Raw genomic sequence first — 20613 nt, 5'->3', positions numbered from 1 at the left:
GGTCCAGATGAAGAATTTCGTCAATCGGATGAACTCGGATTCTGAGTACTATGATGAAAATATCGAACTGATCAGGAATCCGGAAATCCCTGCCGAATATTCTGAAATCCGCAGCGACATCAAAAAAGCGTACGACGTCTGTAAAGAGAAGATCACAACCAGGAGTTACTTTGCCCATTCTCAGCAATACGGCATGGACCTAGAGATGGCGGGGACGTTCATGAGCATCCTCAACAGAAACGGATTCACTGTTCGCGATGCTTCCGATGATGAAATCTGGCTATATATAAACAGATTTGTCATTCCAGATATTATCATGGATCGTTTTCCCTATTATACGAAAGACGGGAAAGCGGGGCTTAATCCTGATAGGTTCTATGCCAACAGACGCAGATATTACGGTAAGATGCTCTGGTGGTATCTCTACCTCAGCTGGCAGAACACAGGAGAGGGATTCGATGCCGACCTGGTCGCTACGGTGAAGCTTTTGAGGTACAATCAGTCGGACGACATCTCCCAGATTGTTGAGCGTTCGGGACGTGAGGGGTATCCAATTGTAGTATACAATGAGATAATCACCCATTACTCTGGAATGATGAGGCAGGATATGGCGCCGGGCAATCTACTGAGTCGGGTCCTCCACCTTAACATCGCCCGGATGCAGATAACCGAGCCCGAACTTATGAGCGGGGGAGTCTCAGAATATGTTTCACAGCTGTTTCAGGAAGTGAGCAAATGAACAAGAAAGCAATTATCTCCGATGACGAGATTGGATTAGAGGATGTCCGTTCAAAGATAATGAGTGAACTGGATTCATTCCTTGTTGATGCGGTGAAAGGCAAGGATTACCCGTTTGAGAATACTGTCGGAGGTCATGCTCTATTCGGAATCTACAATTCCAGCACAATAGGCTTCCTGATTGAATGCAGTACGGGAGATAAGGATTTCAACGAGGAATTCTCCGGTATGTCGATACATTCGGAGCAGATTTCCTTCAGCGGATCCGTTCATTCGGGATTGATGTTATGCTGCCGCAATGAAAGGTATGTGAAGAATTCCTTCCTCTGCGTATGCGAATCTTTCCTCTTTCCCAGTTCGGGGACACTGGAAAACAACATCGCCAATCCAGATGAATGGGCGGATAATTGGAAAAAACTGGTGGGAAACAAACAAAAGCATTCTAGAACGTATCAAATCATCGGAGAACTTCTTCTCCTTAAAGAATTGAAAATCAAAGGATATCAGAATATCATTTGGGTAGGTCCAGACGGCGACATCAATGATGTTATAGCCTCCAACGGAACTCAAAATCTGAATTTCGAAGTTAAATCGACAATTCAACGCAGCGGGATGTCGATTATCGTTTCGGAAGAATATCAGGTAATGAAGGCGGGGACACTAGTTTTCTATAGGTTCGAGTCAACGCCTACCGGTAACCTGACTTTAAAGAGTGTAGTAAGCAGTCTCGTCAACCTGGGATTCAGCAAAGATGATCTTTGTTCCAAAATTGAAAACAAACTGAATGTGAAAAACAGCAGCGAACACAAACTTGCTTACAATCTGATTGAAGAGAAAGTATTCCCAGTTGACGAAGATTTCCCTGACATTACCAAGGCGTTCGTCGACGGAAAGAAGCCGAAGAATATCGGAAAAATCAGTTACGAGATTGATTTATCAGGACTCAAAACGTCCCATGTACTCGATTTAAATCATAAGCAACGAATTAATAGCATTGCGGTATGTGAGGAAAGTGATTCATGGCAGACAGTCCCGACTTCAGATTCATCGACCTTTTCGCAGGAATTGGCGGGATGCGCATGGCCATGGAGGATCTCGGCGGAAAATGCGTATTCGCTTCGGAAATAGAGCCGAATGCTGCAAAAGTTTACGAAGATAATTTCGGAGACGAGCCCAAACTCTACGGAGATATTACAAAACTGCCGTGGGAAAAAACCGATCAAGTTAAGAAAGAATTAGGCGAGTTCGACATCCTTGTTGGAGGGTTCCCCTGTCAGGCCTTTTCCATGGCTGGAAAAAGAAATGGGTTTAAGGACGATCGGGGAAAACTCTTCGACTATATTGATAAAATCTTAGGAATATGTAAACCGAAAGCTTTCCTGCTCGAGAACGTGGTAGGCCTTGTCTCTCAGGATAAAGGAAAAACCCTGGAACACATTCTGAGCCGCCTGAATAAATTAGGTTATTATGTACCAGATCCTCAAATCTTGGATGCTTCGGATTACGGGGTTCCACAGAAAAGGAAGAGGATTTACATCGTAGGTTTTAGAGAGGATTTAGGAATAGATAAATTCGATTATCCGAAACCGACGACTCCGAATGAGGAAGACAAGAAAACTCTGGAATCGGTTATGACTGCTGTCAGGGTTCCGAACGAATATTATCTGTCACAAGGATATCTAGATTGTCTGAAAAATCATAAGAAAAAACAGCATGAGGAAGGCCGCGGTTTCGGCTATTGTATTTTGAAACCAGGCGACATTCCCAATACACTGATGGGCGGCGGTATGGGAAGAGAAAGAAATCTTATCCGTGATGATAAAATCGGCAATGACCGGACAACCAAAACACACAGGAAAACTCCGATCAACAGCGAGAATATAAGGGCCCTGACGCCTAGAGAATTTGCAAGAATTCAGGGATTTCCTGATGATTTCAAAATCGATGTCTCAAAAACATACGCATACAAACTTTTCGGAAACTCCGTGGCGATAGATGTTGTTTACTATGTCGGTCTCGAGATGATGAAGAGTTTGAAATCGAAAAAAGAGATTAAAAATTATAAAGTGCGTGTGCCTGACTCTAAAAAATACAACCATGATTTGACTAAGATTGATTGATATTCGATTTATTCAGAGATTCTTCAACATGTCTGGAGATATGATGTTGGTTCTGGATGTTCTTTTTTTGTGGTAAAAATCCGAGTTTGACATACGCTTTACCAAAGCCCAGTTTCCGCTGGGTCCGCTCATTGCCAGAGGCCTGCGCCCTGCTCTCACTCCGAAATTCTCACTCAATCTAGGTACTTCTTCGGGATGAAGTCATAAGGCTCCGTCTCGACGATCCTCCCCGGCATCGGGACGCCGAGGGTCGCCAGGAGCCTGCGGCTCCTGGCCGTGATCTCGGTCACCCTCCACTTCCTGCCGTCCCCTATCGCCATCGCCGTGTCCAGGGACTGCAGCGCCGACTGCACCGGGACCCTTCCTTCCGCGTCCCGCAGTTTCCCCGACAGGGTGAACCAGAGTATCAGCGCTACGAACTTGACCGCCAGGCGGCCCCTGGCCGTCTGAGGGTCGGCGGTGCGCCAGCGCCCGCCGTCCAGGTCGTTCTTGAGGACGTGGAACGCCTGCTCCACATAGGCCCGGCAGTCGTAGTCGGATATCATCTCCTCCCACGATCCCACGCCGTAGGAGAACATCACGAACATGCCCTCGCGGTTCATCGCGAACGATACGGCGTTGCGCTTCCTCCCGATGATCAGTTTCCCGCCCTCGGCCTTCAGGTCGAAGAACTCGGCATAGCCGCCGCGATGCCCTTCAGGCTGTTCACGGCCGCCCAGGGGTCCGTCGCCCTGAGCTTCGCCTCGATGCCCTTGAGCGCCTTCTGCATCTTGTCGCGCTCCTCTGCTGCGCTCTTGGCATCGTAGCAGGCGCACGCCTTCATCCTCATGCTCTCCGGGACCTCCGCGAAGCGGGGGTCCCTGGGGAGCATGATCTCCCACTCGCCGTCTGGGTCATCCAGATCGCCGAGATTCCGGCTGCCGGACGCCTTCCGCACTATGGCGGTCTCGGTCTCGATGACCGAGTAAACCGTGCCGCCGTGGATCATCACCCGGTCCGGGGAATCCCAGACCTTTATGAGCTCGGACATCAAATCCTTCTCGCATCCCACCTGCCTCTTTGACTGGGATGACGGTCGGGTTTCGTCCTTTATTCTCATCAATTACGCGATAGTTCCCGAGAAAAATCGCTCATTTTCGTCAATTTTTTATACCGTCTCCGCCGATACTGCAATCAGCGATTTCGAAGACCGTGCGCATCCTCACTCCCGGTTTGCGGGAGTGGTCCGGTTTGTCCGTGGCGGTTGGAAACAACCGCTGCGAGAACTGGTTAAGATGATTGCAAAATTCTATCTGACAGGATACGTACTGCTCACGAACGACTCCGGCCGCGGACACGGCAGGAACCTCTGAGGAGGGAACTCCGTGGCAGACTTCTCAAAGCTCACTCTGGCCCAGAGGCTCGACAGCGACGAGCTCAGGATCCAGAACATCGAGGCCCGCCTGGAAGTGGTCTTCTCCTGCTGCAGCTGGGACGACCCCGAGAACCTTCCGGAAGAGGACCATGTTTTCCGCGCGGCCGCCAGCGCCGCCGACCGCCTCCTCAGGACCTGGAGCAGGCAGAAGGACAGCACTTCAGAGACCAAGGGCGATCTCCCCTCCGAGAAGACCGCGAGGCTGCTGGAGATCTGCAGGCGCTTCGGGTTCGTCCCGCAGTACGGCATCTTCCCCGAATACCCGATGAAAGCAGGGAAGATCGGCCTCTCCCGCGACGGCGCCCTCGCGGCCAACCTTGAAAGGAGGGGGGAGCTGACGGTCATCTCCGTCGGCTCCATGATGCCCCTCTTCACGATACCCTCCCGCGGGCCGGGCAGGAAGTACTCTTTCTCTCCGGACTCGTCCCTCATCGCCGTCGCAGACCATGACAGCGTCTCGGTCTGGGACATCGAGACCATGGAGATGGCTGAGCTGCTCAGCAACTGCGAAGGAGAGCCTTCCGAGCCATCCTGGTCGGACGACGGGCGCAGCGTGTCGTTCTGCATCGGCGGGCGGGCGTACGCCTACAGAATCGACGGGGAGGAGCCCGAGCAGACGGCAGGCTTCAGGCTTGACGGCCCCGACGGCTCGGGCTTCTGCGTCTCGGCGCTGAGCAGCGACGGGAGCCTGCTCTTCTGCGGAGGGAAAAACATCGCGGTCCTGGACATCGCCTCCGGATCGAAAGCATGCGCGGAAGGGGCTGCCGCGAAGAATAAAGAGCTCAGCCCCGGCGCCCGCGCCATCTGGCACAACGGAAGGTTCTGGGTCTTCGACACTTACAGGAATTTCACTGTAGGCCCGGACGGAGATGCCGAGGAGATGCATCTGCCCGAGATGCTCATGAAAAGGCCCTCCGAGCGCAGGCCGATCCTCTTCCTCGGCCTGGGAACCGATATCTCCGCCAAGGGGATCTGGCAGATCTGCGGGTACAGCGGCGGCGGGATGCTGTCATTGGTCAATGAGCGCGTGCCGAAGATCGGAGACGGGACCGTGATCCTCACCCCCGGCAGGATGTCCCTGGATGATCTCGCGATCAGGCCGGCGGAAGGTGCGTCCGTGGCCGTCGATGCGGGCCCGTACTCCGACTGGGTGCCTGCGGATGAGGTGCTCGCGGTAAGCGGGCCGCGCATGATCGCCTGCAGGCCTACCGGGAACCGCGAGCGCCCCCGCCGCTTCACCTACATGAAGCTGGCCGGAGATGGACTCAAGGCCGTCAGGGAGCTCCTGCCGAGCGCTCCGGGCAGCACGTCTGTCTATCCCGGGACCGGAAGCGAGTATGCGGCGGTCGGCTGCTTCGGCAAGGATGACAGCGAGGCCGGCTCCCTCGTCTGCGTCAGGATGATCGACAGGGAGACGGGAACGCTCTCCCGGATAAACGCCGGAGAAGGCCGCAGGAACACGCTCTACGCCCCTGACGGGCTGACGTTCATCCATGATTCCGGCGCGTATGCCGAATCAGGCAACGCCGGCAACGCGATGGTCTCGGAAGACGGGAAGCGCATCTTCCTCAGGCTTTCGGAGAAGGGTACCGGGGAAACAGTCTGGAACAGCGCCTCCAGGATCGTCTGCATCGACCTGGCCGACGGGAAGGTGTACCCCCGGAACGGAAGCACGGTCCGCGGGACGCTCGCCGGCAGGAACGGCCCGGACGGGGCGTTCGTCAGGGACGGAGACAGGACCATCGCGGTCGATGGGAAGATGAACATCGTATCGGAGGCAGTGCATCCGGATGATGATGCAGACTATCAGGCGAAGAGGGCCGCCGAAGAATGGTCCGAAGAGTTCTGCGATGCAGGGCCGTTCTCGATCTGGGTCTGCGGAGAAAAAGAAGACTGAATGAAATTCAGATGCCCGGGCCCCTGCCGCCGGGACCGGGCATCTGATCCTTAAAACCCCTGTTCCCTCAACATTTACAGTCTTGTCCTTCTGCCTTCGGAGTCTGCCAGCCACAGATCCCCGCCGGCGTCCCTGCACAGCGCTTCCCCGTTCCTGAACTCCCCCGCTTCATCATACCTCTCGGAGTACAGCGGCCTCCCGTAAGCATCGATGTGGTGCCACCCGTCCGCATCCCTGGCGGCCGCATATCCCTCAGAGTAAGGCCTGCATTCGATGTGCCAGTCATCCAGCAGCAGTTCTCCCGCGTCGGAGATGAACGTGCACCCGAGGCCGTCCTTCCATACCGGCGCCGCCGTCCCCGAGAAGGGATCGGCATCATCGAACCTGAACCGGTACGGCTGCATCCCATTGTCCCCGATGTGCCCGCAGCTGCCGTCCTCCCGCCGGAACGGCACCATGCCGTTCTCCGCCTTCCCGGCCCAGGCGTACGGCCCGCCGATCCTCCTCCCGGAGGCATCGAGGATCCATCCGCCCTCGAACCTCATGCCTTCTCCGAGATCATACGATCCAGATGCTTCGGAAGGGAGCTCTTTCCTTCTCCACAGCGGCGCCGTGTCGATCTCCTTCCGCGGGAACCTGTCCGGCAGCGGGTATTCCTTCCCCTTCCAAACGAAGAGCTCCTCCTTCCCGCGCCTGATGAGCATGAACCCCTCGCAGAAATCCGCCCAGGTGTCGTCCGGGTACCTCCCCGCGAGGTAGCCGATGACCCTCATCAGGTACAGGTCGTGGGTCACGCACACGGTCAGCAGCCCGCCCTCCTCCAGCTTCGGCCTCAGCGCCTTCAGCAGGAGCTCGGCGTTCTTCTCAGGAGGGAACAGCCCGGGCGTGCCTGCGCCCGCGAGGTCGCAGAAGGTGATCTCGGACACGGGGTAATCCTTCCATGTCTGCTCGACGGCGGTCTCATCGGACACGAACGGCGTCCCGGGCTCCCCGAGGACCTCCGACGGCACCGGGCCCGGGCCGCCGCATTCGTCCGAGATGAACCCTGCCGTCTGCATGCACCTCTGCACCGGGCTGGAGAACACCTCGAGGCGGCAGCCGTGATACTCCAGCGCCTTCCTCACGGCCCTGCCGGCGGCGCGCGCCAGCGACTCCCCCTGCGCGTTCAGGGACGGGGAGTGGATCTGGAAGTCGGCGCGGGAGAAACGGTCCCTGGCCGAGTGCCTCATGACCAGCACGCAGGAGTCCCAGCGCATCCCGGAGATGTCGGAGAACCACCAGGGATCGCCGCTGTACGTCGGGGAGGTTCTCCCGGGCAGGTCAAGAAGATGATGTACTCTCCCGCCTGCCAGCAGCAGCGCCTCCTTCCCGCGGACCGCCCTCCATTCCCCGCAGCCCTTGCAGACGATGCTGCCGTAACGCTCCCGGTCGATCTCCTTCCCGGAGGCGTCGATCCTGAACCATCCCCTGCCGTCCCTGACCGGAGCCATCCCCTCATGGAAATCCCCGCACTCCAGGAACCTCTCTGAGTAGAGGGGCTCCCCGTCCTTCCGGACGTGGAACGCCTTCCCGTCCGCGGAGATTACCGGAGCATAACCTTCCGAGTAATCCCCCGCCCAAAGAAAATCCCCTGAGACATTGAATCCCTGATCGAGGAACGCGTACCTCCCGCCCTCCTTCCGGACGGCGCACATCCCCTCCCTGAAGCTCCCGCACCAGCGGAACCTCATCCGATACGCGGGCGAGCCGTCCTTCCGGATATGGAACCAGCCCGAACCATCCCTGACGGCGGCCAGACCCTCGAAGAAGGAGTATGCATCGAGGAATCTGGCACTGTAGGCGGGCTCCCCATCGTATCCGATGTGGTACGCGGAGGCCCCGTCCCTGACGGCCGACAGCCCCTCCGAGAACGGCAGGACCCTGCCGAACCTCCTGCCGTAGAGCGGCACGCTCAGCAGGTCCGTGTGGTACCTCCCGTCACGGGAAACCAGCGCCGGCCGCTCTTCCATATGCACGGGCCATGTCGGGGCGGTTAATCACTGTTGCGCCGGGTCCCATTCCGTGCGGCAATTTCCCATGACCTGAGGCGGCCGCCGGCTCTGTTTGATAAACACGGACAGCATCGCCTCTCTCTGATAACATGATGGGAGAATGTGATGGGAAATGAAAGGCAACGCATCCGCCATGATCGCCGTGCTGGTCATCGTCATCTCGGCCGCGGCCGCGTTCTCGGTGTTCGCCGACTGGGCGTCCGAGACCGTCACCGTGAGCAGCAGCCTGCTGGGGAACGCGACCAGCACCGATTCCAGCACAGGCCTCGATGTCGCCGGGAAGAAGTTCTTCACCGAGATCGACAGCGATGGGAACACCGTCGCCGTCGACGACTGGCACGTTTACGTGCCTTATGCCGCAATCATCATCGCGGCGCTGACCGTCATCGCCTGCGCCGCCGGGCTCGCAAGAGGATCCAAAGGCGCCGGCTCCCTGGCCGCCGGCACCGTCCTCGGCCTGGCCGGGGCCGGGGTCACCGCGGCCTTCGTCCTCTGGGACAGGTTCGGCACCACCGAATACAGCATCCTCGGCGTGAAGACCGCATACGACGTCTCCCCCGAGCTCGGAGCATGGATGGCCCTGGCGTGCTTCGCCCTGGTCTTCATCCTCTCGCTCGCAGGGCTGGCGAAGTCCGCCTCGGGCAGGCGCTGAGAGCGCCGGGCCGCACACGTCCGCAACCTATGATATCAACCTCCGCCTTTATCCCCGTCAGAAGAGAGCGGTTCGGATGGCATACGACATCGATTCATACCTGAAGGACGGAGACCTCCAGGCAGGCATTGAGTGCTTCAAGAAAGAGGACTGGAAGGGCGCGTTCGAGTACTACCTCGAAAGCGCCGCTGCGGGCAACCCGGAGGCGATGGTGCGCCTCGGCGGCCTCTACTACTACGGCCGCGGGACCGAGGCGGACACCAAGAAGGCGCTGATCTGGTACCGCAAGGCCGCCGAGGCGGGGTCCCCCGCAGCGATGAACGAGACCGGGATGCTGTACCATCTCGGGAACGGGGTCCAGCAGTCGGACAGGAAGGCCTTCGAATGGCTGAAGGCCGCCGCCGGCGCCGGCTACCCCCAGGCCTTCTACAACCTCGGGACCCTCTACGAGAGGGGGCAGGGCGTGGACACCGACTACGCGCAGGCGGTGGCGCTCTACGAGCAGGCCGCCGACCGCGGCGTGGTCCAGGCGGAATACTGCCTCGCGCACATGTACCACAACGGGTACGGGTGCGCGAAGGACCTCGCGAAGGCCGCGGAGCTGTGCCGGGCCGCCGCAGATGCCGGCCACCCTGACGCCTGCTACGACACCGGCGTGCTGTACCTCGAGGGGGACGGCGTGCAGAGGTCGTATGCAACCGCGCTGCAGTATTTCGAGAAGGCGCGGTCGCTCGGGGTGAAGGACGCCGAGCCCAGGATCGCCTTCGTGAAAGGAGAGATGGCCAAGGGGATCCGCTGATACCGCTCCCCCTGCGCCGGCCCTTCCTCCCTCCAGACCTATCTCTGACTTCTGCCCGGGCCGCGGGCGCAGGCCCGAGACCTTTCCTTGTTCCCGCGACATGCGCCCCCGTCCTTCCGCGGTTCCGTTTAATACATCATGACGAATCCCCTCGGCGTTAACCATGATCAGGAAGATCTCCGATTCCGTCACGCTAGTCTCCGAGGACGACCTCAGCGGGCACCCTTTCGAGTCCCAGTACCCCGTCCCCGACGGCATGGCGTACAACACCTACATCGTGAAAGGGGAGAAGACCGCCCTCCTCGACGCCCCCGACGAGTCCGTGGCGGACAGGTGGGCGGAGGAGCTCCTCGAAGCGCTCGGCGGGCGGACCGTGGACTACTACGTCGTCCACCACATGGAGCCCGACCACTCCTCGAGCATGAAGAGGGTGCTCTCCATGTTCCCCGGGGCGAGGATCGTCGCCTCGGCCAAGGCCCTGAGGATGATGAACCAGTTCCTGAACGCCGACATGTCCGCGGTGACGGACACCGTGAAGGAGGGCGACGTCCTCGACCTGGGCGGGGGGACGCAGCTGAAGTTCATCGAGGCCCCCAACGTCCACTGGCCCGAGGTGATCATGTCGTACCTTCCGGCCGAGAGGACGCTGTTCTCGGTGGACGCCTGGGGCCGTTTCGGCCCCGGCTCAGCAGATTACGAGTGGATGGCAGGGGCCCGCCGGTACTACTTCAACATCGTCGGGAAGTTCGGCGCCGCCGTGCTGAAGGTCCTGGACAAGGCCTCCGGGCTGGACATAGCCAGGATCTGCCCCCTGCACGGATGCCCCCTGGAGGAGGGCATCGGGAAGTACGTCTCCATCTACAGGGGATGGGCGTCGTACGAGCCCGAGGATGACGGCATCGCCGTCATCTGCGCCTCCTTCTACGGCAACACGAAGAGGGCCGCCGAGCATGCGGCGGAAACTGCAAGGAAGATGGGCAGGCCCGCCACCTTCGTCGACCTCATGGAGCAGGACGCCTCGTACGCGATCGAAGCGGCCTTCAGGCACCCGGCGATGATCGTCGCCGCCACCACCTACGAGGGCGGGCTCAACCCCCGCATGAAGATCTTCCTGGAGGAGCTGGTCTCCAAGAAGTACGGCTCCCGCCGGGTCGGCATCATCGAGAACGGTTCCTTCGGCCCCCGCTCCGGGAAGATCATGAGGGAGATCCTGTCCGAGGCCGAAGGCATCTCCGCAGCCGAGAATAATGTTACCATCTCCTCAGCGCCTACCGAGGAGAACATGGCGCAGATCGAGAGCCTGACGAAATCCCTCCTTGAATGAAGCGGCCGCCGGGGGAGGGACGGATCTCAGCCCTCTCCCGGCATTCCGTTCTGTGCCCGTTTCCGTTCCGCAGGCCTCTTTCCCGCGATCCTTCCCGGGATTCCCGCGGGAATCATAATACAAATAAAACGTAATAACAAGTAATTATAAATACTCCGGGCGCCATCTATCTTACATGGAAAACGTAACTAAGAACACTCCGGTAATGCCGAGGATAGGGGATGCACGCTCCTGCATCATCCTCGGCAGGATGTACTGGTCGGGGAACGGCGTCCCCCGCGACATAAGCTTCGCCAGGGCCCTCTACTACAGCGCCGAGATCTCCGACGACCCGAGCGCCGTGCGCGAGATGGCCCGCATGTACGAGGAAGGGGACTGCAGCACCGAGGACCCGGTCCGCGCCCGCGAGCTCATGCTCAGGGCCGACGAGCTCGAGATCGCGGCGCTCCGGAAGACCGAGCGCGGGAAGGCCGCCGCAGAATGAGCGCCTGCCGAAGGAGGAGAGGCCATGGCCGGGAACAACAGAAAGAAGGCCACGGAAGATTCCGTGCCCATCAGGTACAAGGACGGGAAGATGGGGCAGACAGACCCCCTGCTGGAGGCAGTATGGTTCTGCTACTGCTACCGCGACGCGGACTTCAGGGACAGATCGCTGTCCATATTCGACGCTGAGGCCGTCTTCGGCAAGCGCAAATGGCTCAGGGACGGGCATCACGGCCCCGCCTGGTTCAAGAAAGTCCTGGAGCGCGGAGAGAAGGAAGGCCTTCTCTACAGTACGGACGTGCACGAGACCGAGGACGGCTGCGAGGAATCGGACTACAAGCTCTGGTTCATCACCCTCTACGGCATATCCAAGATGCTCGACCTCGACGCTGTTCAGGAGGAGCACCACGAGTGGGAGGACTGGAACGAGAGGCTCTACGGATTCGGATTCAGAGAGTGGGACGAGGGTCGGAACGGCCGTCTCTGACGGCTCCCGCATGCGGGAACGTATTATCTACAACCCGCGCCATCATTCGCCCATGACTGAGACAGAGGGCCCCCTGGCAGAGGGCAAAGAGGCCTTCATGCAGAGGGACTTCGGGAAGGCGTTCTCGCTCTTCTCCGAGGGAGCGGAGGCCGGCGACGCAGAGTGCCAGTTCCGCGTCGGGAACATGCTGTACTTCGGGATCGGATGCCCGAAGGACAGGAAGAAGGCGTTCATGTGGTTCCGCAAAGGCGCGGAGAACGGCAGCGCGGACGCCATGTGCGAGCTGGGGCTGATGTACTGCTCCGACAAGGAGGTACAGCACTCCCCCGAGAGGGGGATGTACTGGACCTGCAGGGCGATCGAGGCCGGGAGCAAGGTCGCCGTCTACAACCTCGGGTCCATGTACGAGCACGGGGTCGGATGCGACCGCGATTATGCGAAGGCGGCGGCGCTGTACCACAACGCCATGCGCGAAGGGGTCGTGGAGGCGGAATACGCCATCGCGCACCTCTACCATGAGGGCGCAGGCGTGGAGAAGGACAGGGAGAAAGCGTTCGCCTACTGCAAGGCGGCCGCCGACCGCGGCCTCGCCAACGCCCAGTTCGACACCGCCGAGCTCTTCCTGACCGGAGACGGGTGCGAGAGGGACCTGAAGACCGCGCGGGAATACTTCATGAAGGCGTTCGCCGCCGGGCGCACCGACGCCGCCCCCATCATAGCCAGGATAGATAGGGAGATGAACGGGTCCGGGAAGGGAGAATGACATGCCCTCCGATCCTCCCGGGGCCCGCAGCCCCCGCCTGAAGAAGGGCGCCGAGCTGCTGGCGTCCTCCGATTACTCCGGTGCCCTCTCCGAGTTCATGGCCGCTGCCGCCGACGGCGATGCGGTCGCCCAGTTCGCGGCCGCCGCGGTGATCTCCGACTTCCCGGAACTGGGGCACACTGCGGAGGAATCGTTCGAGCTCATGAGCGACTCCGCAGAGCAGGGCTACGCCGAGGCTCAGTACCACCTCGGCAACTACTATTCCCTGGGATACGGCACCGCCAAGGACCTGTCCAAAGCTTACGTCTGGTACAGCAGGGCCGCGGAGCAGGGGCACGCCCGCGCCCAGAACCAGATGGGGATCATGCTGCTGGACGGCTCCGGCCCGAAGAGGGACGATGCCCTCGCGGCCGAGATGATCGCGAAGTCCGCAGAGCAGGGCTATTCCGGGGCCCAGTTCAACCTCGCCGTCCTCTACGAGAACGGGGAAGGCGTGCCTCAGGACCACGCGAAAGCGTTCGAATGGTGCTCCAAGGCCGCCGCGGCGGGTGAGACCCGCGCGATGTACAACCTCGCCGTCATGTACCATGAGGGCGAGGGCGTCCCCAAGGACCCGCAGAAGGCCGCCGAATGGTACGGGAAAGCGTCCGACGCCGGCCACCCCGAGGCGCAGTACAACCTCGGCCTCATGCTGCTCTACGGCAACGAGATCCCCGCAGACCCGCAGAAGGCGCTGTCGCTGTTCGAGAAGGCCGCCAAGGCCGGAGTGCAGGACGCGAAGGACGCCATGAAGCTGGCCAGGGAAAGGCTCTCCGGCTCCGAGCAGTGAGTTTTTAACGGCAGGCTCCATCAAGACCTCCCGATGAACAGGGACCTGGTCGAAGAGGCGCTGGGCGCCGTCGGAAGGGGCGACGGGGAGGCCGCCGACCGCTGCTTCGCCAGGATCCGCGCCGAGGGCGACCCGGAGACAGAGTACGCCGTCGCCCTCATCGGCGCCGAGTACAGGCTCCTGTCCGACGACCAGTGCGCGGAATGGGTCCGCCTGGCCGCCGAAGGCGGTCTGGCGGACGCCTGCCACGACATGGGCGACCGCTGCCTCGGAGGGTACGGCGTCCCGGCCTCCGATGTGGAGGCGTTCAGGTGGTATTCCGAGGCCGGTGCCAAAGGGGACATCGATGCGCGCGCCATGACCGGGATCATGATGCGCCGCGGGAAAGGCTGCCCCCGGGACCCCGATAAAGCGTTCTCCATCCTGAAGGAGGCCGCGCCCCATTCCACCGCGGAGGCGATGTACCAGCTGGGGCAGATGTACGAGCGCGGCGAAGGGACGTTCAAGGACTACCGCGAGGCGTTCAGATGGTACTACGAGGCTGCGAAGCTTAAGCACCCCCGGGCCCAGACGGCCGTCGGCAACATGTACCATGACGGGAAAGGGACCGACAAGGACACGGCGAGGGCCGAGCGCTGGCTCAGGTCGGCCGCCGGCAAGGGCGACGAACGCGCCCAGTTCAGGCTGGCCCTCATGCACCTGAACGGCGAGATCAAGCCTCCGAACAGGGCCCTGGCCCTGGAACTGCTCAGGAAGGGCGCGGCGGCGGGGTTCATCCCGGCCGTCAGGGAGTTCGAGAGGATCCAGAAGGAAAGGTCCCAGAAGAAGCGAGGGCGGGAAACCGCTTGATGAGCATATCCTGTGCGGCGGCATGCACATCCGAGAGGTCCGAAACCGCACCCTCATTGCGGACATCCCGAGAGGTCGAAGAGCCTCACGCCCTCCTTCTCAGCCTCTGCCTTGAGGTTCTCATCGAAACCCGATACAGAGAACATGCCGTACTCCAGAGAATATCCCTCGAAATCGCGTACTTTCGCACATTTCGCCTTAAGGGATTCCAGCACCTTCACCGTGACCTTCTCCTCCCTGCGGAACTTGCATTCGCCTGCGAATATCCTCCTTCCGTCGGGATCCACGGCCACGACATCGATCTCCGTATCCCTGTCCCAGTACGAACCAGTCTTCCGGTATCCCTTCAGCTCATTCGCAGCGATTTCACGGCATATGTTCTCGAAAGCGAAACTTGCGAAACTCTCATCGAAACGGGCGCGGAAGTTCTCCATGGCCGCATCCGCATGTCCCTTGTCCAGATACTCCATGTATGGATAGACAAAAGCAAACCAGAAGCCGATCAGCCCATCCTTTATGCGATAGATCCCGTTGCGGCATCTTTCGGGATTGTTCTCCGTTACAGGAACCGCACGCTCCAAGATTTCCATATCCGTCAGCGTACTGAGATAGGGGCTGAGGCGGTTGCTGGGAACCTCCATCCTGCCGGCGATGTCAGAGACTTTGCGGTTACCGGCAGCAATCGTACGGAGGATGCTGATGTAGTTTACTGGGTCCTTCACCTCGTCCTTGAGCAGGAACAAAGGCTCCTCGTGCAGAATGCCGTTGCGGCTGAAGATATGACGGCGTACATCCTCTTCCAGAGAAGTTCCGTTCATGATCTCCATATAGCGGGGAACCCCTCCGGTCACGGCATAACGTTCCACCAGACTGCGGTACGCTATTCCCTTCGAGACGGAGCACACGTCCGAGAACGTCAGAGGGCCCAGTTTGATGGATGCAGTCCTCCTGCCGTACAGGGGGCTCGAGTAGTTCAGAGTGTACTTCTCCATCATACCTATGAACGAACCGCACAGGATGAGCATGACACCCCTTTTGGAAAGGATTGTATCCCATGCATGCTGGAATACGGAAGGGAGAGCAGGATCGGCCTGTGCCAGATACTGGAACTCATCAATAGCAACGACTGTCTTCCTGCCTTTGGTGGCCGCATCAAGAGCGGACTCCCAATCCCGGAACATGGCGCTCGGAATACCCAGAAGCTTTGATACAGATGAAGAGAACCTTTCCAGATTCAAAGGCGACGATTCTTCTGTGGCCAGAAAATATAATGAATTAACCTTATTCCTCAAAAAATTATCAATCAGAGCGGTCTTGCCTACCCTGCGACGGCCATATATTATCACGAGACTGCTTCTCTTCCCATATTCGTCCTCCAATATGGACGATTCCTCTTTCCTTCCGATGAATTCCATAGTGCTGCCAACTTTCTAATCTATATTAGTCTAATTTAAATTAGTCTAATCTGTATTAGATTAATTGTATATGAACTTCTCTAATCCTTGAACGAGAATGTAATCATGCCCAGAGAATATCCGATAGATCCGCTTTGGAAACAAGAGTCAGAAGGAATTGTCTCTATGCAATGCGGTTGATGAACCCAAGCGATCAATCACCGTGTTTCGAACAAGAAGACATTTGATCCACTAAATCAAATGCATTCAAGATACTTTTCGAACAGATCCGAGAGCGCATGGAACAGAATCCGAGACGGGCCGGACAGCAAACAAGCCACAGAACAGCCAGCAAAGAAAAGTAGAATGGTGCTCCCGATGGGATTTGGACCCATGTCGAAGCCTCGAGAGGGCTTCATGATTGGCCGCTACACTACAGGAGCAGTATTCTTCCACATTCAGATGTTGTTTATAATAGTTACGCTGGAAGAACCGTGAACCAGGCCCCGAGGCATTGCTGAAATCTGATCCCAGAAACAATCTGTCAGTGCTCGACAGCAGGCATGTGGCAGAAGCCACACTTTTGTATCTCCGCCGTTCCATGATTCGTCGTTGCGCAGAAAAGGGCACCGCCCTCGGACGACTTTCGGAAAGGTAATCCCGGGAAACATCATCTACCGCAGGAAATGCGCTCGACGGCAATCTTCGTCTTCTTCCCGAAGAAGGCAACGCCGTAAAGGATGGCCTCACCCTTCAGACCTGAGAAGTACCGTCTGTCGCGGATCTGAGTTATCGCCGCCTTCGCCGCCGTCTCGGCCTGCTTGGCGGTTCTGCAGCGCTTGATCTCGATGATGATGCTCGGACTCCTCGGGACGAGGCTCAGGACACGGATATCGTAGTAGCCGTCCCCTGCCTCATGGTCGGAATCAACCTCGCAGGTGCCTCTGAGGCGAGCAAGCATCATGAGGACCATCATTTGATAGACGTGCTCCGAATCGAGGATCCTAATGCTCGCAAGAGCGTCCAGAACATTCTGCAGAGACTCTTCCATCGCCTTCACGTCTCCTTTCAGCACAGCGCTGCAGAAGCCATCGACCGGCTTCCTCACGTCCCTGAACCTCCCAAGAGCCCCGATGACGGCGTCGCAGTAGACCTTCTGCATCTCCCTGTTAGGGATGGTGAGCCTGTAATGGCCTCCGTCCATCTCCGCGCGGAGGTATCCCGACGCGGCCAGAACGGAGTAGATGTCCTTGCCGCCGGGGTCGCGGAGACCTTCGAACGTAACGGACATTTCGATATCCGCAGATATCGAACCTCCCGATTCAAGTATTTTGAGATCCCCGAACATATCATGATCGACGTTGTTCACCAGATCCGCTATGATGCTGTTGCCGCTGGTTCCTGCCCAATACTTCCCGGGCGTGAACTTCTCGCTGACGTACATGAGGATGCTCCACGGATTGTACAAGTCTGCGTTCCCGAAGCGGTAGCCGTCGTACCATTCCTTGGCCTCGGCGAACCTCTCCGGCCGCCCGAAGTCCGCGCATAGCTTCCGGACCTCCGGCTCCGTGAACCCGAACATGTCGTCGAACCCGGCGGACAGGATGCTGTCTGCTCTGAGGTTGTTGAGCCCACTGAAGATGCTCTCCTTCGATATCTGCATGATGCCGGTCATGACCGAAAACTCCAGCGAGTCGTTCCCTTTGAGGGCGTCCGACAGGAACCTGCGGAAGAAGCCCAGGATGCGCTTCGAATCGTCCAGGCTGCAGGTGCTGTTGATGGGCGTGTCGTACTCGTCGATGAGGATGACCGCTTTCCTGCCATAATGAATCTCCAGCAGCATCGATAGCGTCTGGAGAGACGATTCGAGCTCGCCTTCGCTCCCCTTACCGCCGGCCAGCCTCCGGAAGACGTCCCTCTGTTCCGGACTGAGGGCCTCGGAGTCCCTCAACTCATTATGCCTCCAGAACACTTTCGCCATCTGGGAGCTTACGCAATCGACGGTCATGGAATAATCGTATCCGTACATCCCCTTCATGTCGACGCAGATGACCGGGAAGGAGTTCTTCATCGGGTCGTCCGGTCTGAGCTCGGAGACCTTCAGCCCGTCGAACCAGGAATTCCCTTTGTATTTCAGGTTCAGGTAGGCGTCCAGCATGCTGAGGTTTAGCGATTTCCCGAAGCGCCTGGGCCTTGTGAACAGGAAGGCCTTCGTGGACCTTTTTTCGAGGATCCTGCCGATGAGCTCCGATTTGTCGACGTAGTACGCTCCCTTGTCGCGTACCTCGCTGAAGTTCTGGATGCCGATCGCCGCTTCCATGGACTTCCAATCGATTGCCGTGTTTAAATCACTGTCCTTCCCTTTCTCTCTTTGATCCTCGGAACCGAGATGTCCCATGGAGAGCATACGCGGAAACGGTTTACTTATAACCCGGATGCGGCAGTCAGCGGGAACTCAGCATCGGCGCCGAACAAAATTCCGGGTCCTCTCAGCCTCTGATCCAATATCGCTGTGACCGGATTTCTTCAGATGCTGAATTTCAGATTCATAGCATATAACTGCGTCTGGCACATCCGGAATGAGCGATCCATGAAACTCGTAGCATATGCTGTGCCGCGGCAGCATGCTCTTTCCGGGGATCCAGACCTGTTACGTTCGGAACTTCCCCTCCCACTCGTCGGCGAACTCCTCAAGAAAACTCTCCAGCACCTCATGGCGGTGCTCCGCAATCCTCTTCCCTGCCTCCGTGTTCATCATGCCCTTCAGCTTCAGCAGCTTTTGGCGGAAGTGGGATATGGTATCGGGAGACCCTCTCAGGTACTCCTCCTCGGTCGGATCCCCGCTGTACTTCGCGAATGGGTCGTACATCGGCCTCTTGTGGGCCCCTCCGTAGGCGAAGGCCCTCGCTATCCCTATCGCCCCTATTGCATCGAGCCTGTCCGCATCCTGGACGATCTTGCCTTCCAACGAAGAAGGGACGACGGTTCCGGATGCCTTGAACGGGACCTCGGAAATCGCTCTGAGCACCGCTTCCGTCTCCTCCTCGGTCGCATGCACCTTCAAAAGGAAGTACCTGGCCTTCGGCTGGCCCGCAGGGTCCCCTCCCAGCTTCCTGTCGTCGACATCGTGCAGCAGGGCGGCGGCCCAGACGATGACCGGGTCGGCTCCTTTCTCCTCCGAGCAGATGGACATCGCCGTCCTGTACACCCTGATGCTGTGCCAGACGTCGTGCCCCGATGAATCTGCCGCGAACACGCCTGTTATGTACGCCTCCGCCTTGGCCTCCCAGTCCGCATCCATGCTCCCGGTCATGCCGTGTCCGTATTTCTATATCTGGAAGCCGATTATCCGCCATGGAGTTCCTTGCATCTGATATCCTGGAGGCCGACCCCTCGAAATGCGTCGGCTGCGGGAGATGCGTGTCTGTCTGCATCAGGAACGCAATAGAGATCCGCGGGAAGAAGGCCGTCTACACCGGCGACAGGTGCTTCGCCTGCTTCCACTGCTTCGCCGTCTGCCCGAAGGGAGCGATATCGGTGAAGGGCTCGGACTACGACCCGAAACCGGTCCGGAAGGAACCTGCCGTCGATTACGGGCGGTTCATGGACTTCCTGGAGCAGAGGAGGAGCATCCGCTGGTTCGACAGGAACCTGACCGAAGACGAACTGAGACCGGCGCTGGCGGCCGGGGCGCTGAGCCCGACCGCAATGAACTACGAGGATGTCGAGTTCGTGGTCCTGGAGAACAGGCTCGATGATTTCATGCAGATGGTGTACGGGATCCTGAAGCCGATCCGCGGGAATCTCCCCAGGATCGGGGAGTTCTGCCGCTGGATGGAAGGCGACCGTCCCGACCCGAAGCGCCACCCGTTCCTCTGGGAGGGGAGGCAGCTCATACTGACGTTCGCGAAGGTAGACGCAAATGCGTTCATCGCCATGGCCCGGGTGGAACTAGCCCTCTGCGCAGAAGGATTGGGAGGGTTCTACTCCCTGTTCATGAACATGGCCGCCGAAAGGGACCCGGAGAGGTTCGCCGCATTCTTCCCGGAGGTTCCGCGGGATAAGAAACTGAAGTGCGTCTTCGTCTGCGGGCACCCCAGGATCAGGTTCGCGAGGACCGTCCCGCCGCGGAGCACAGCGGTGCATTGGAGCTGATCTATATGGCAGAGGAAAACGAGCGTACAAGGATGGTGCCGGTCTTCCTGAAGCCGTCGAAGGACCGCAGGATCGTGGTCTTCGGCGGAGGGGAGGTCGCGTACCGCAAATGCAGGCAGTTCAGAGGATTCGACATCACTGTCATCGCCGAGGATGCCGTCGACGGCATATCGGAGGTCGTTGACCGGCTGATCCTCGCCGAGGTCGTCCCGGAGGATGTCGCAGGGTACCTCGACGGCGCCTTCGCCGCGGTCGCCGCCACGAACTCGCAGGAGCTCAACGCGGCCATAAGGGACGAGGCGCTTAGATGCGGGGTGCTGGCCAACTCCGCCCACGGCGGGGGCGACCTGCTGCTGCCGTCCTCGGTCAGGAAGAGGAACTTCACCGTGGCCGTGTCCTCGGAGGGCTCGGCGCCCGCGTTCCCCCCTTACGTCGCATCGAAGATCGACGCCTTCCTGGGGCCCGAGTACGAGGATATGCTCGACCTGCTCACAGAGCTCAGGAAGGGCCTGAAGGAGAGGATGTCCAGGCAGCCCGACCGGGCCAAGTACCTCGCCGAGGTGCTCGCCGACGAAGCTGTTTGGAATCTTCTCAGGAACGGCGACAAGGCCGGCGCTGAAAGGGAAGCCAAGAAGTTAATGGAAAAATATCTTTGACT

General features: G+C 59.0%; 20 protein-coding genes and 1 tRNA gene. 14 read left to right on the top strand and 7 right to left on the bottom strand.

From position 1 onward, the window contains the following. Positions 1–7 precede the first annotated feature (7 nt). From O8W32_07490 to dcm, 3 genes are read left to right on the top strand one after another with little or no spacing between them, the layout of a single operon-like run. On the top strand, positions 8–739 hold the full coding sequence (locus tag O8W32_07490; GenBank protein ID WII09004.1) for a hypothetical protein: 732 nt from the start codon (positions 8–10) through the stop codon (positions 737–739). Continuing rightward, positions 736–1866, top strand: a complete 1131-nt coding sequence (locus O8W32_07485) for a PD-(D/E)XK motif protein (GenBank protein ID WII09003.1) — start codon at positions 736–738, stop codon at positions 1864–1866. Before O8W32_07490 ends, O8W32_07485 begins: the two co-directional genes overlap by 4 nt. Then, the gene (dcm, locus tag O8W32_07480; GenBank protein ID WII09002.1) at positions 1758–2858 is read left to right on the top strand and encodes a DNA (cytosine-5-)-methyltransferase; all 1101 of its coding nucleotides are present in this window, start codon (positions 1758–1760) and stop codon (positions 2856–2858) included. Before O8W32_07485 ends, dcm begins: the two co-directional genes overlap by 109 nt. 173 nt (positions 2859–3031) lie before the next feature. On the opposite strand, the gene O8W32_07475 is transcribed toward dcm, so the two are convergent. Together O8W32_07475 and O8W32_07470 are read right to left on the bottom strand one after the other, a co-directional pair. Further along, positions 3032–3460 carry a hypothetical protein gene (locus O8W32_07475; protein ID WII09001.1) on the bottom strand — a complete coding sequence of 143 codons (429 nt, stop codon included), beginning with the start codon at positions 3458–3460 and terminating at the stop codon, positions 3032–3034. 56 nt (positions 3461–3516) lie between these two features. Continuing rightward, positions 3517–3888 (bottom strand): hypothetical protein, encoded by a 372-nt coding sequence (locus O8W32_07470; protein WII09000.1) that lies wholly within the window; start codon positions 3886–3888, stop codon positions 3517–3519. 334 nt (positions 3889–4222) lie between these two features. Between O8W32_07470 and O8W32_07465 the strand changes: the two genes are divergently transcribed. Next, positions 4223–6169 carry a WD40 repeat domain-containing protein gene (locus O8W32_07465; GenBank protein WII08999.1) on the top strand — a complete coding sequence of 649 codons (1947 nt, stop codon included), beginning with the start codon at positions 4223–4225 and terminating at the stop codon, positions 6167–6169. A 74-nt stretch (positions 6170–6243) separates the two neighbouring features. Here the strand turns inward: O8W32_07465 and O8W32_07460 are convergent, their stop codons facing one another. Next, positions 6244–8178, bottom strand: coding sequence for a histidine phosphatase family protein (locus O8W32_07460; protein ID WII08998.1), 1935 nt, complete (start codon positions 8176–8178; stop codon positions 6244–6246). Between the two features lie 154 nt (positions 8179–8332). Here O8W32_07460 and O8W32_07455 point away from each other — a divergent pair, with 154 nt between their 5' ends. The 8 genes from O8W32_07455 to O8W32_07420 all read left to right on the top strand — a co-directional run bounded on the left by O8W32_07455 (position 8333) and on the right by O8W32_07420 (position 14406). Continuing rightward, positions 8333–8872 carry a hypothetical protein gene (locus tag O8W32_07455; GenBank protein ID WII08997.1) on the top strand — a complete coding sequence of 180 codons (540 nt, stop codon included), beginning with the start codon at positions 8333–8335 and terminating at the stop codon, positions 8870–8872. 76 nt (positions 8873–8948) lie between these two features. Continuing rightward, on the top strand, positions 8949–9671 hold the full coding sequence (locus O8W32_07450; GenBank protein ID WII08996.1) for a tetratricopeptide repeat protein: 723 nt from the start codon (positions 8949–8951) through the stop codon (positions 9669–9671). 163 nt (positions 9672–9834) lie between these two features. After that, the gene (locus O8W32_07445; protein ID WII08995.1) at positions 9835–10995 is read left to right on the top strand and encodes an FprA family A-type flavoprotein; all 1161 of its coding nucleotides are present in this window, start codon (positions 9835–9837) and stop codon (positions 10993–10995) included. Positions 10996–11170: 175 nt separating this feature from the next. Next, positions 11171–11479: a hypothetical protein gene (locus O8W32_07440; GenBank protein WII08994.1), complete on the top strand. Its 309-nt coding sequence runs from the start codon at positions 11171–11173 to the stop codon at positions 11477–11479. 24 nt (positions 11480–11503) lie between these two features. Further along, positions 11504–11965: a hypothetical protein gene (locus O8W32_07435; GenBank protein ID WII08993.1), complete on the top strand. Its 462-nt coding sequence runs from the start codon at positions 11504–11506 to the stop codon at positions 11963–11965. A 52-nt stretch (positions 11966–12017) separates the two neighbouring features. Beyond that, positions 12018–12728 (top strand): tetratricopeptide repeat protein, encoded by a 711-nt coding sequence (locus O8W32_07430; protein ID WII08992.1) that lies wholly within the window; start codon positions 12018–12020, stop codon positions 12726–12728. Position 12729: 1 nt separating this feature from the next. Continuing rightward, positions 12730–13557, top strand: a complete 828-nt coding sequence (locus tag O8W32_07425) for a tetratricopeptide repeat protein (GenBank protein ID WII08991.1) — start codon at positions 12730–12732, stop codon at positions 13555–13557. Between the two features lie 33 nt (positions 13558–13590). Then, positions 13591–14406: a tetratricopeptide repeat protein gene (locus O8W32_07420; GenBank protein ID WII08990.1), complete on the top strand. Its 816-nt coding sequence runs from the start codon at positions 13591–13593 to the stop codon at positions 14404–14406. Positions 14407–14459: 53 nt separating this feature from the next. Here O8W32_07420 and O8W32_07415 read toward each other — a convergent pair whose 3' ends face one another. The 4 genes from O8W32_07415 to O8W32_07400 form a co-directional block, all read right to left on the bottom strand. Next, a complete protein-coding gene (locus O8W32_07415) occupies positions 14460–15821 on the bottom strand; it encodes an ATP-binding protein (protein ID WII08989.1) in 1362 nt (453 codons plus the stop codon). Between the two features lie 346 nt (positions 15822–16167). Next, a tRNA-Glu gene (locus O8W32_07410) sits at positions 16168–16243 on the bottom strand. Positions 16244–16470: 227 nt separating this feature from the next. Then, positions 16471–18120, bottom strand: coding sequence for an AAA family ATPase (locus tag O8W32_07405; GenBank protein ID WII08988.1), 1650 nt, complete (start codon positions 18118–18120; stop codon positions 16471–16473). 330 nt (positions 18121–18450) lie between these two features. Next, complete coding sequence (locus O8W32_07400) at positions 18451–19101, bottom strand: HD domain-containing protein (GenBank protein ID WII08987.1); 651 nt, start codon at positions 19099–19101, stop codon at positions 18451–18453. A 53-nt stretch (positions 19102–19154) separates the two neighbouring features. On the opposite strand from O8W32_07400, the gene O8W32_07395 reads away from it, so the two are divergent. Then, on the top strand, positions 19155–19955 hold the full coding sequence (locus O8W32_07395) for a nitroreductase family protein (protein ID WII08986.1): 801 nt from the start codon (positions 19155–19157) through the stop codon (positions 19953–19955). Positions 19956–19960: 5 nt separating this feature from the next. Next, positions 19961–20611: a bifunctional precorrin-2 dehydrogenase/sirohydrochlorin ferrochelatase gene (locus O8W32_07390; protein ID WII08985.1), complete on the top strand. Its 651-nt coding sequence runs from the start codon at positions 19961–19963 to the stop codon at positions 20609–20611. Positions 20612–20613 lie beyond the last annotated feature (2 nt).

The sequence above is a fragment of the Methanomassiliicoccales archaeon LGM-DZ1 genome (assembly GCA_030168595.1).
Lineage (GTDB): Archaea > Thermoplasmatota > Thermoplasmata > Methanomassiliicoccales > Methanomethylophilaceae > Methanomethylophilus.
Note: the sequence above shows the minus strand (reverse complement) of the source record. Positions and strands in the feature narration are given on the sequence as shown.

Bases quoted from the DNA above. Each gene is read 5' to 3' on its own strand.
- O8W32_07490 (WII09004.1), top strand. From the start codon at position 8: ATGAAGAATTTCGTCAATCGGATGAACTCGGATTCTGAGTACTATGAT.
- O8W32_07485 (WII09003.1), top strand. From the start codon at position 736: ATGAACAAGAAAGCAATTATCTCCGATGACGAGATTGGATTAGAGGAT.
- dcm (WII09002.1), top strand. From the start codon at position 1,758: ATGGCAGACAGTCCCGACTTCAGATTCATCGACCTTTTCGCAGGAATT.
- O8W32_07475 (WII09001.1), bottom strand. From the start codon at position 3,460: ATGAACCGCGAGGGCATGTTCGTGATGTTCTCCTACGGCGTGGGATCG.
- O8W32_07470 (WII09000.1), bottom strand. From the start codon at position 3,888: ATGTCCGAGCTCATAAAGGTCTGGGATTCCCCGGACCGGGTGATGATC.
- O8W32_07460 (WII08998.1), bottom strand. From the start codon at position 8,178: ATGGAAGAGCGGCCGGCGCTGGTTTCCCGTGACGGGAGGTACCACACG.
- O8W32_07455 (WII08997.1), top strand. From the start codon at position 8,333: ATGAAAGGCAACGCATCCGCCATGATCGCCGTGCTGGTCATCGTCATC.
- O8W32_07450 (WII08996.1), top strand. From the start codon at position 8,949: ATGGCATACGACATCGATTCATACCTGAAGGACGGAGACCTCCAGGCA.
- O8W32_07445 (WII08995.1), top strand. From the start codon at position 9,835: ATGATCAGGAAGATCTCCGATTCCGTCACGCTAGTCTCCGAGGACGAC.
- O8W32_07440 (WII08994.1), top strand. From the start codon at position 11,171: ATGGAAAACGTAACTAAGAACACTCCGGTAATGCCGAGGATAGGGGAT.
- O8W32_07435 (WII08993.1), top strand. From the start codon at position 11,504: ATGGCCGGGAACAACAGAAAGAAGGCCACGGAAGATTCCGTGCCCATC.
- O8W32_07430 (WII08992.1), top strand. From the start codon at position 12,018: ATGACTGAGACAGAGGGCCCCCTGGCAGAGGGCAAAGAGGCCTTCATG.
- O8W32_07425 (WII08991.1), top strand. From the start codon at position 12,730: ATGCCCTCCGATCCTCCCGGGGCCCGCAGCCCCCGCCTGAAGAAGGGC.
- O8W32_07420 (WII08990.1), top strand. From the start codon at position 13,591: ATGAACAGGGACCTGGTCGAAGAGGCGCTGGGCGCCGTCGGAAGGGGC.
- O8W32_07415 (WII08989.1), bottom strand. From the start codon at position 15,821: ATGGAATTCATCGGAAGGAAAGAGGAATCGTCCATATTGGAGGACGAA.
- O8W32_07405 (WII08988.1), bottom strand. From the start codon at position 18,120: ATGGAAGCGGCGATCGGCATCCAGAACTTCAGCGAGGTACGCGACAAG.
- O8W32_07400 (WII08987.1), bottom strand. From the start codon at position 19,101: ATGGATGCGGACTGGGAGGCCAAGGCGGAGGCGTACATAACAGGCGTG.
- O8W32_07395 (WII08986.1), top strand. From the start codon at position 19,155: ATGGAGTTCCTTGCATCTGATATCCTGGAGGCCGACCCCTCGAAATGC.
- O8W32_07390 (WII08985.1), top strand. From the start codon at position 19,961: ATGGCAGAGGAAAACGAGCGTACAAGGATGGTGCCGGTCTTCCTGAAG.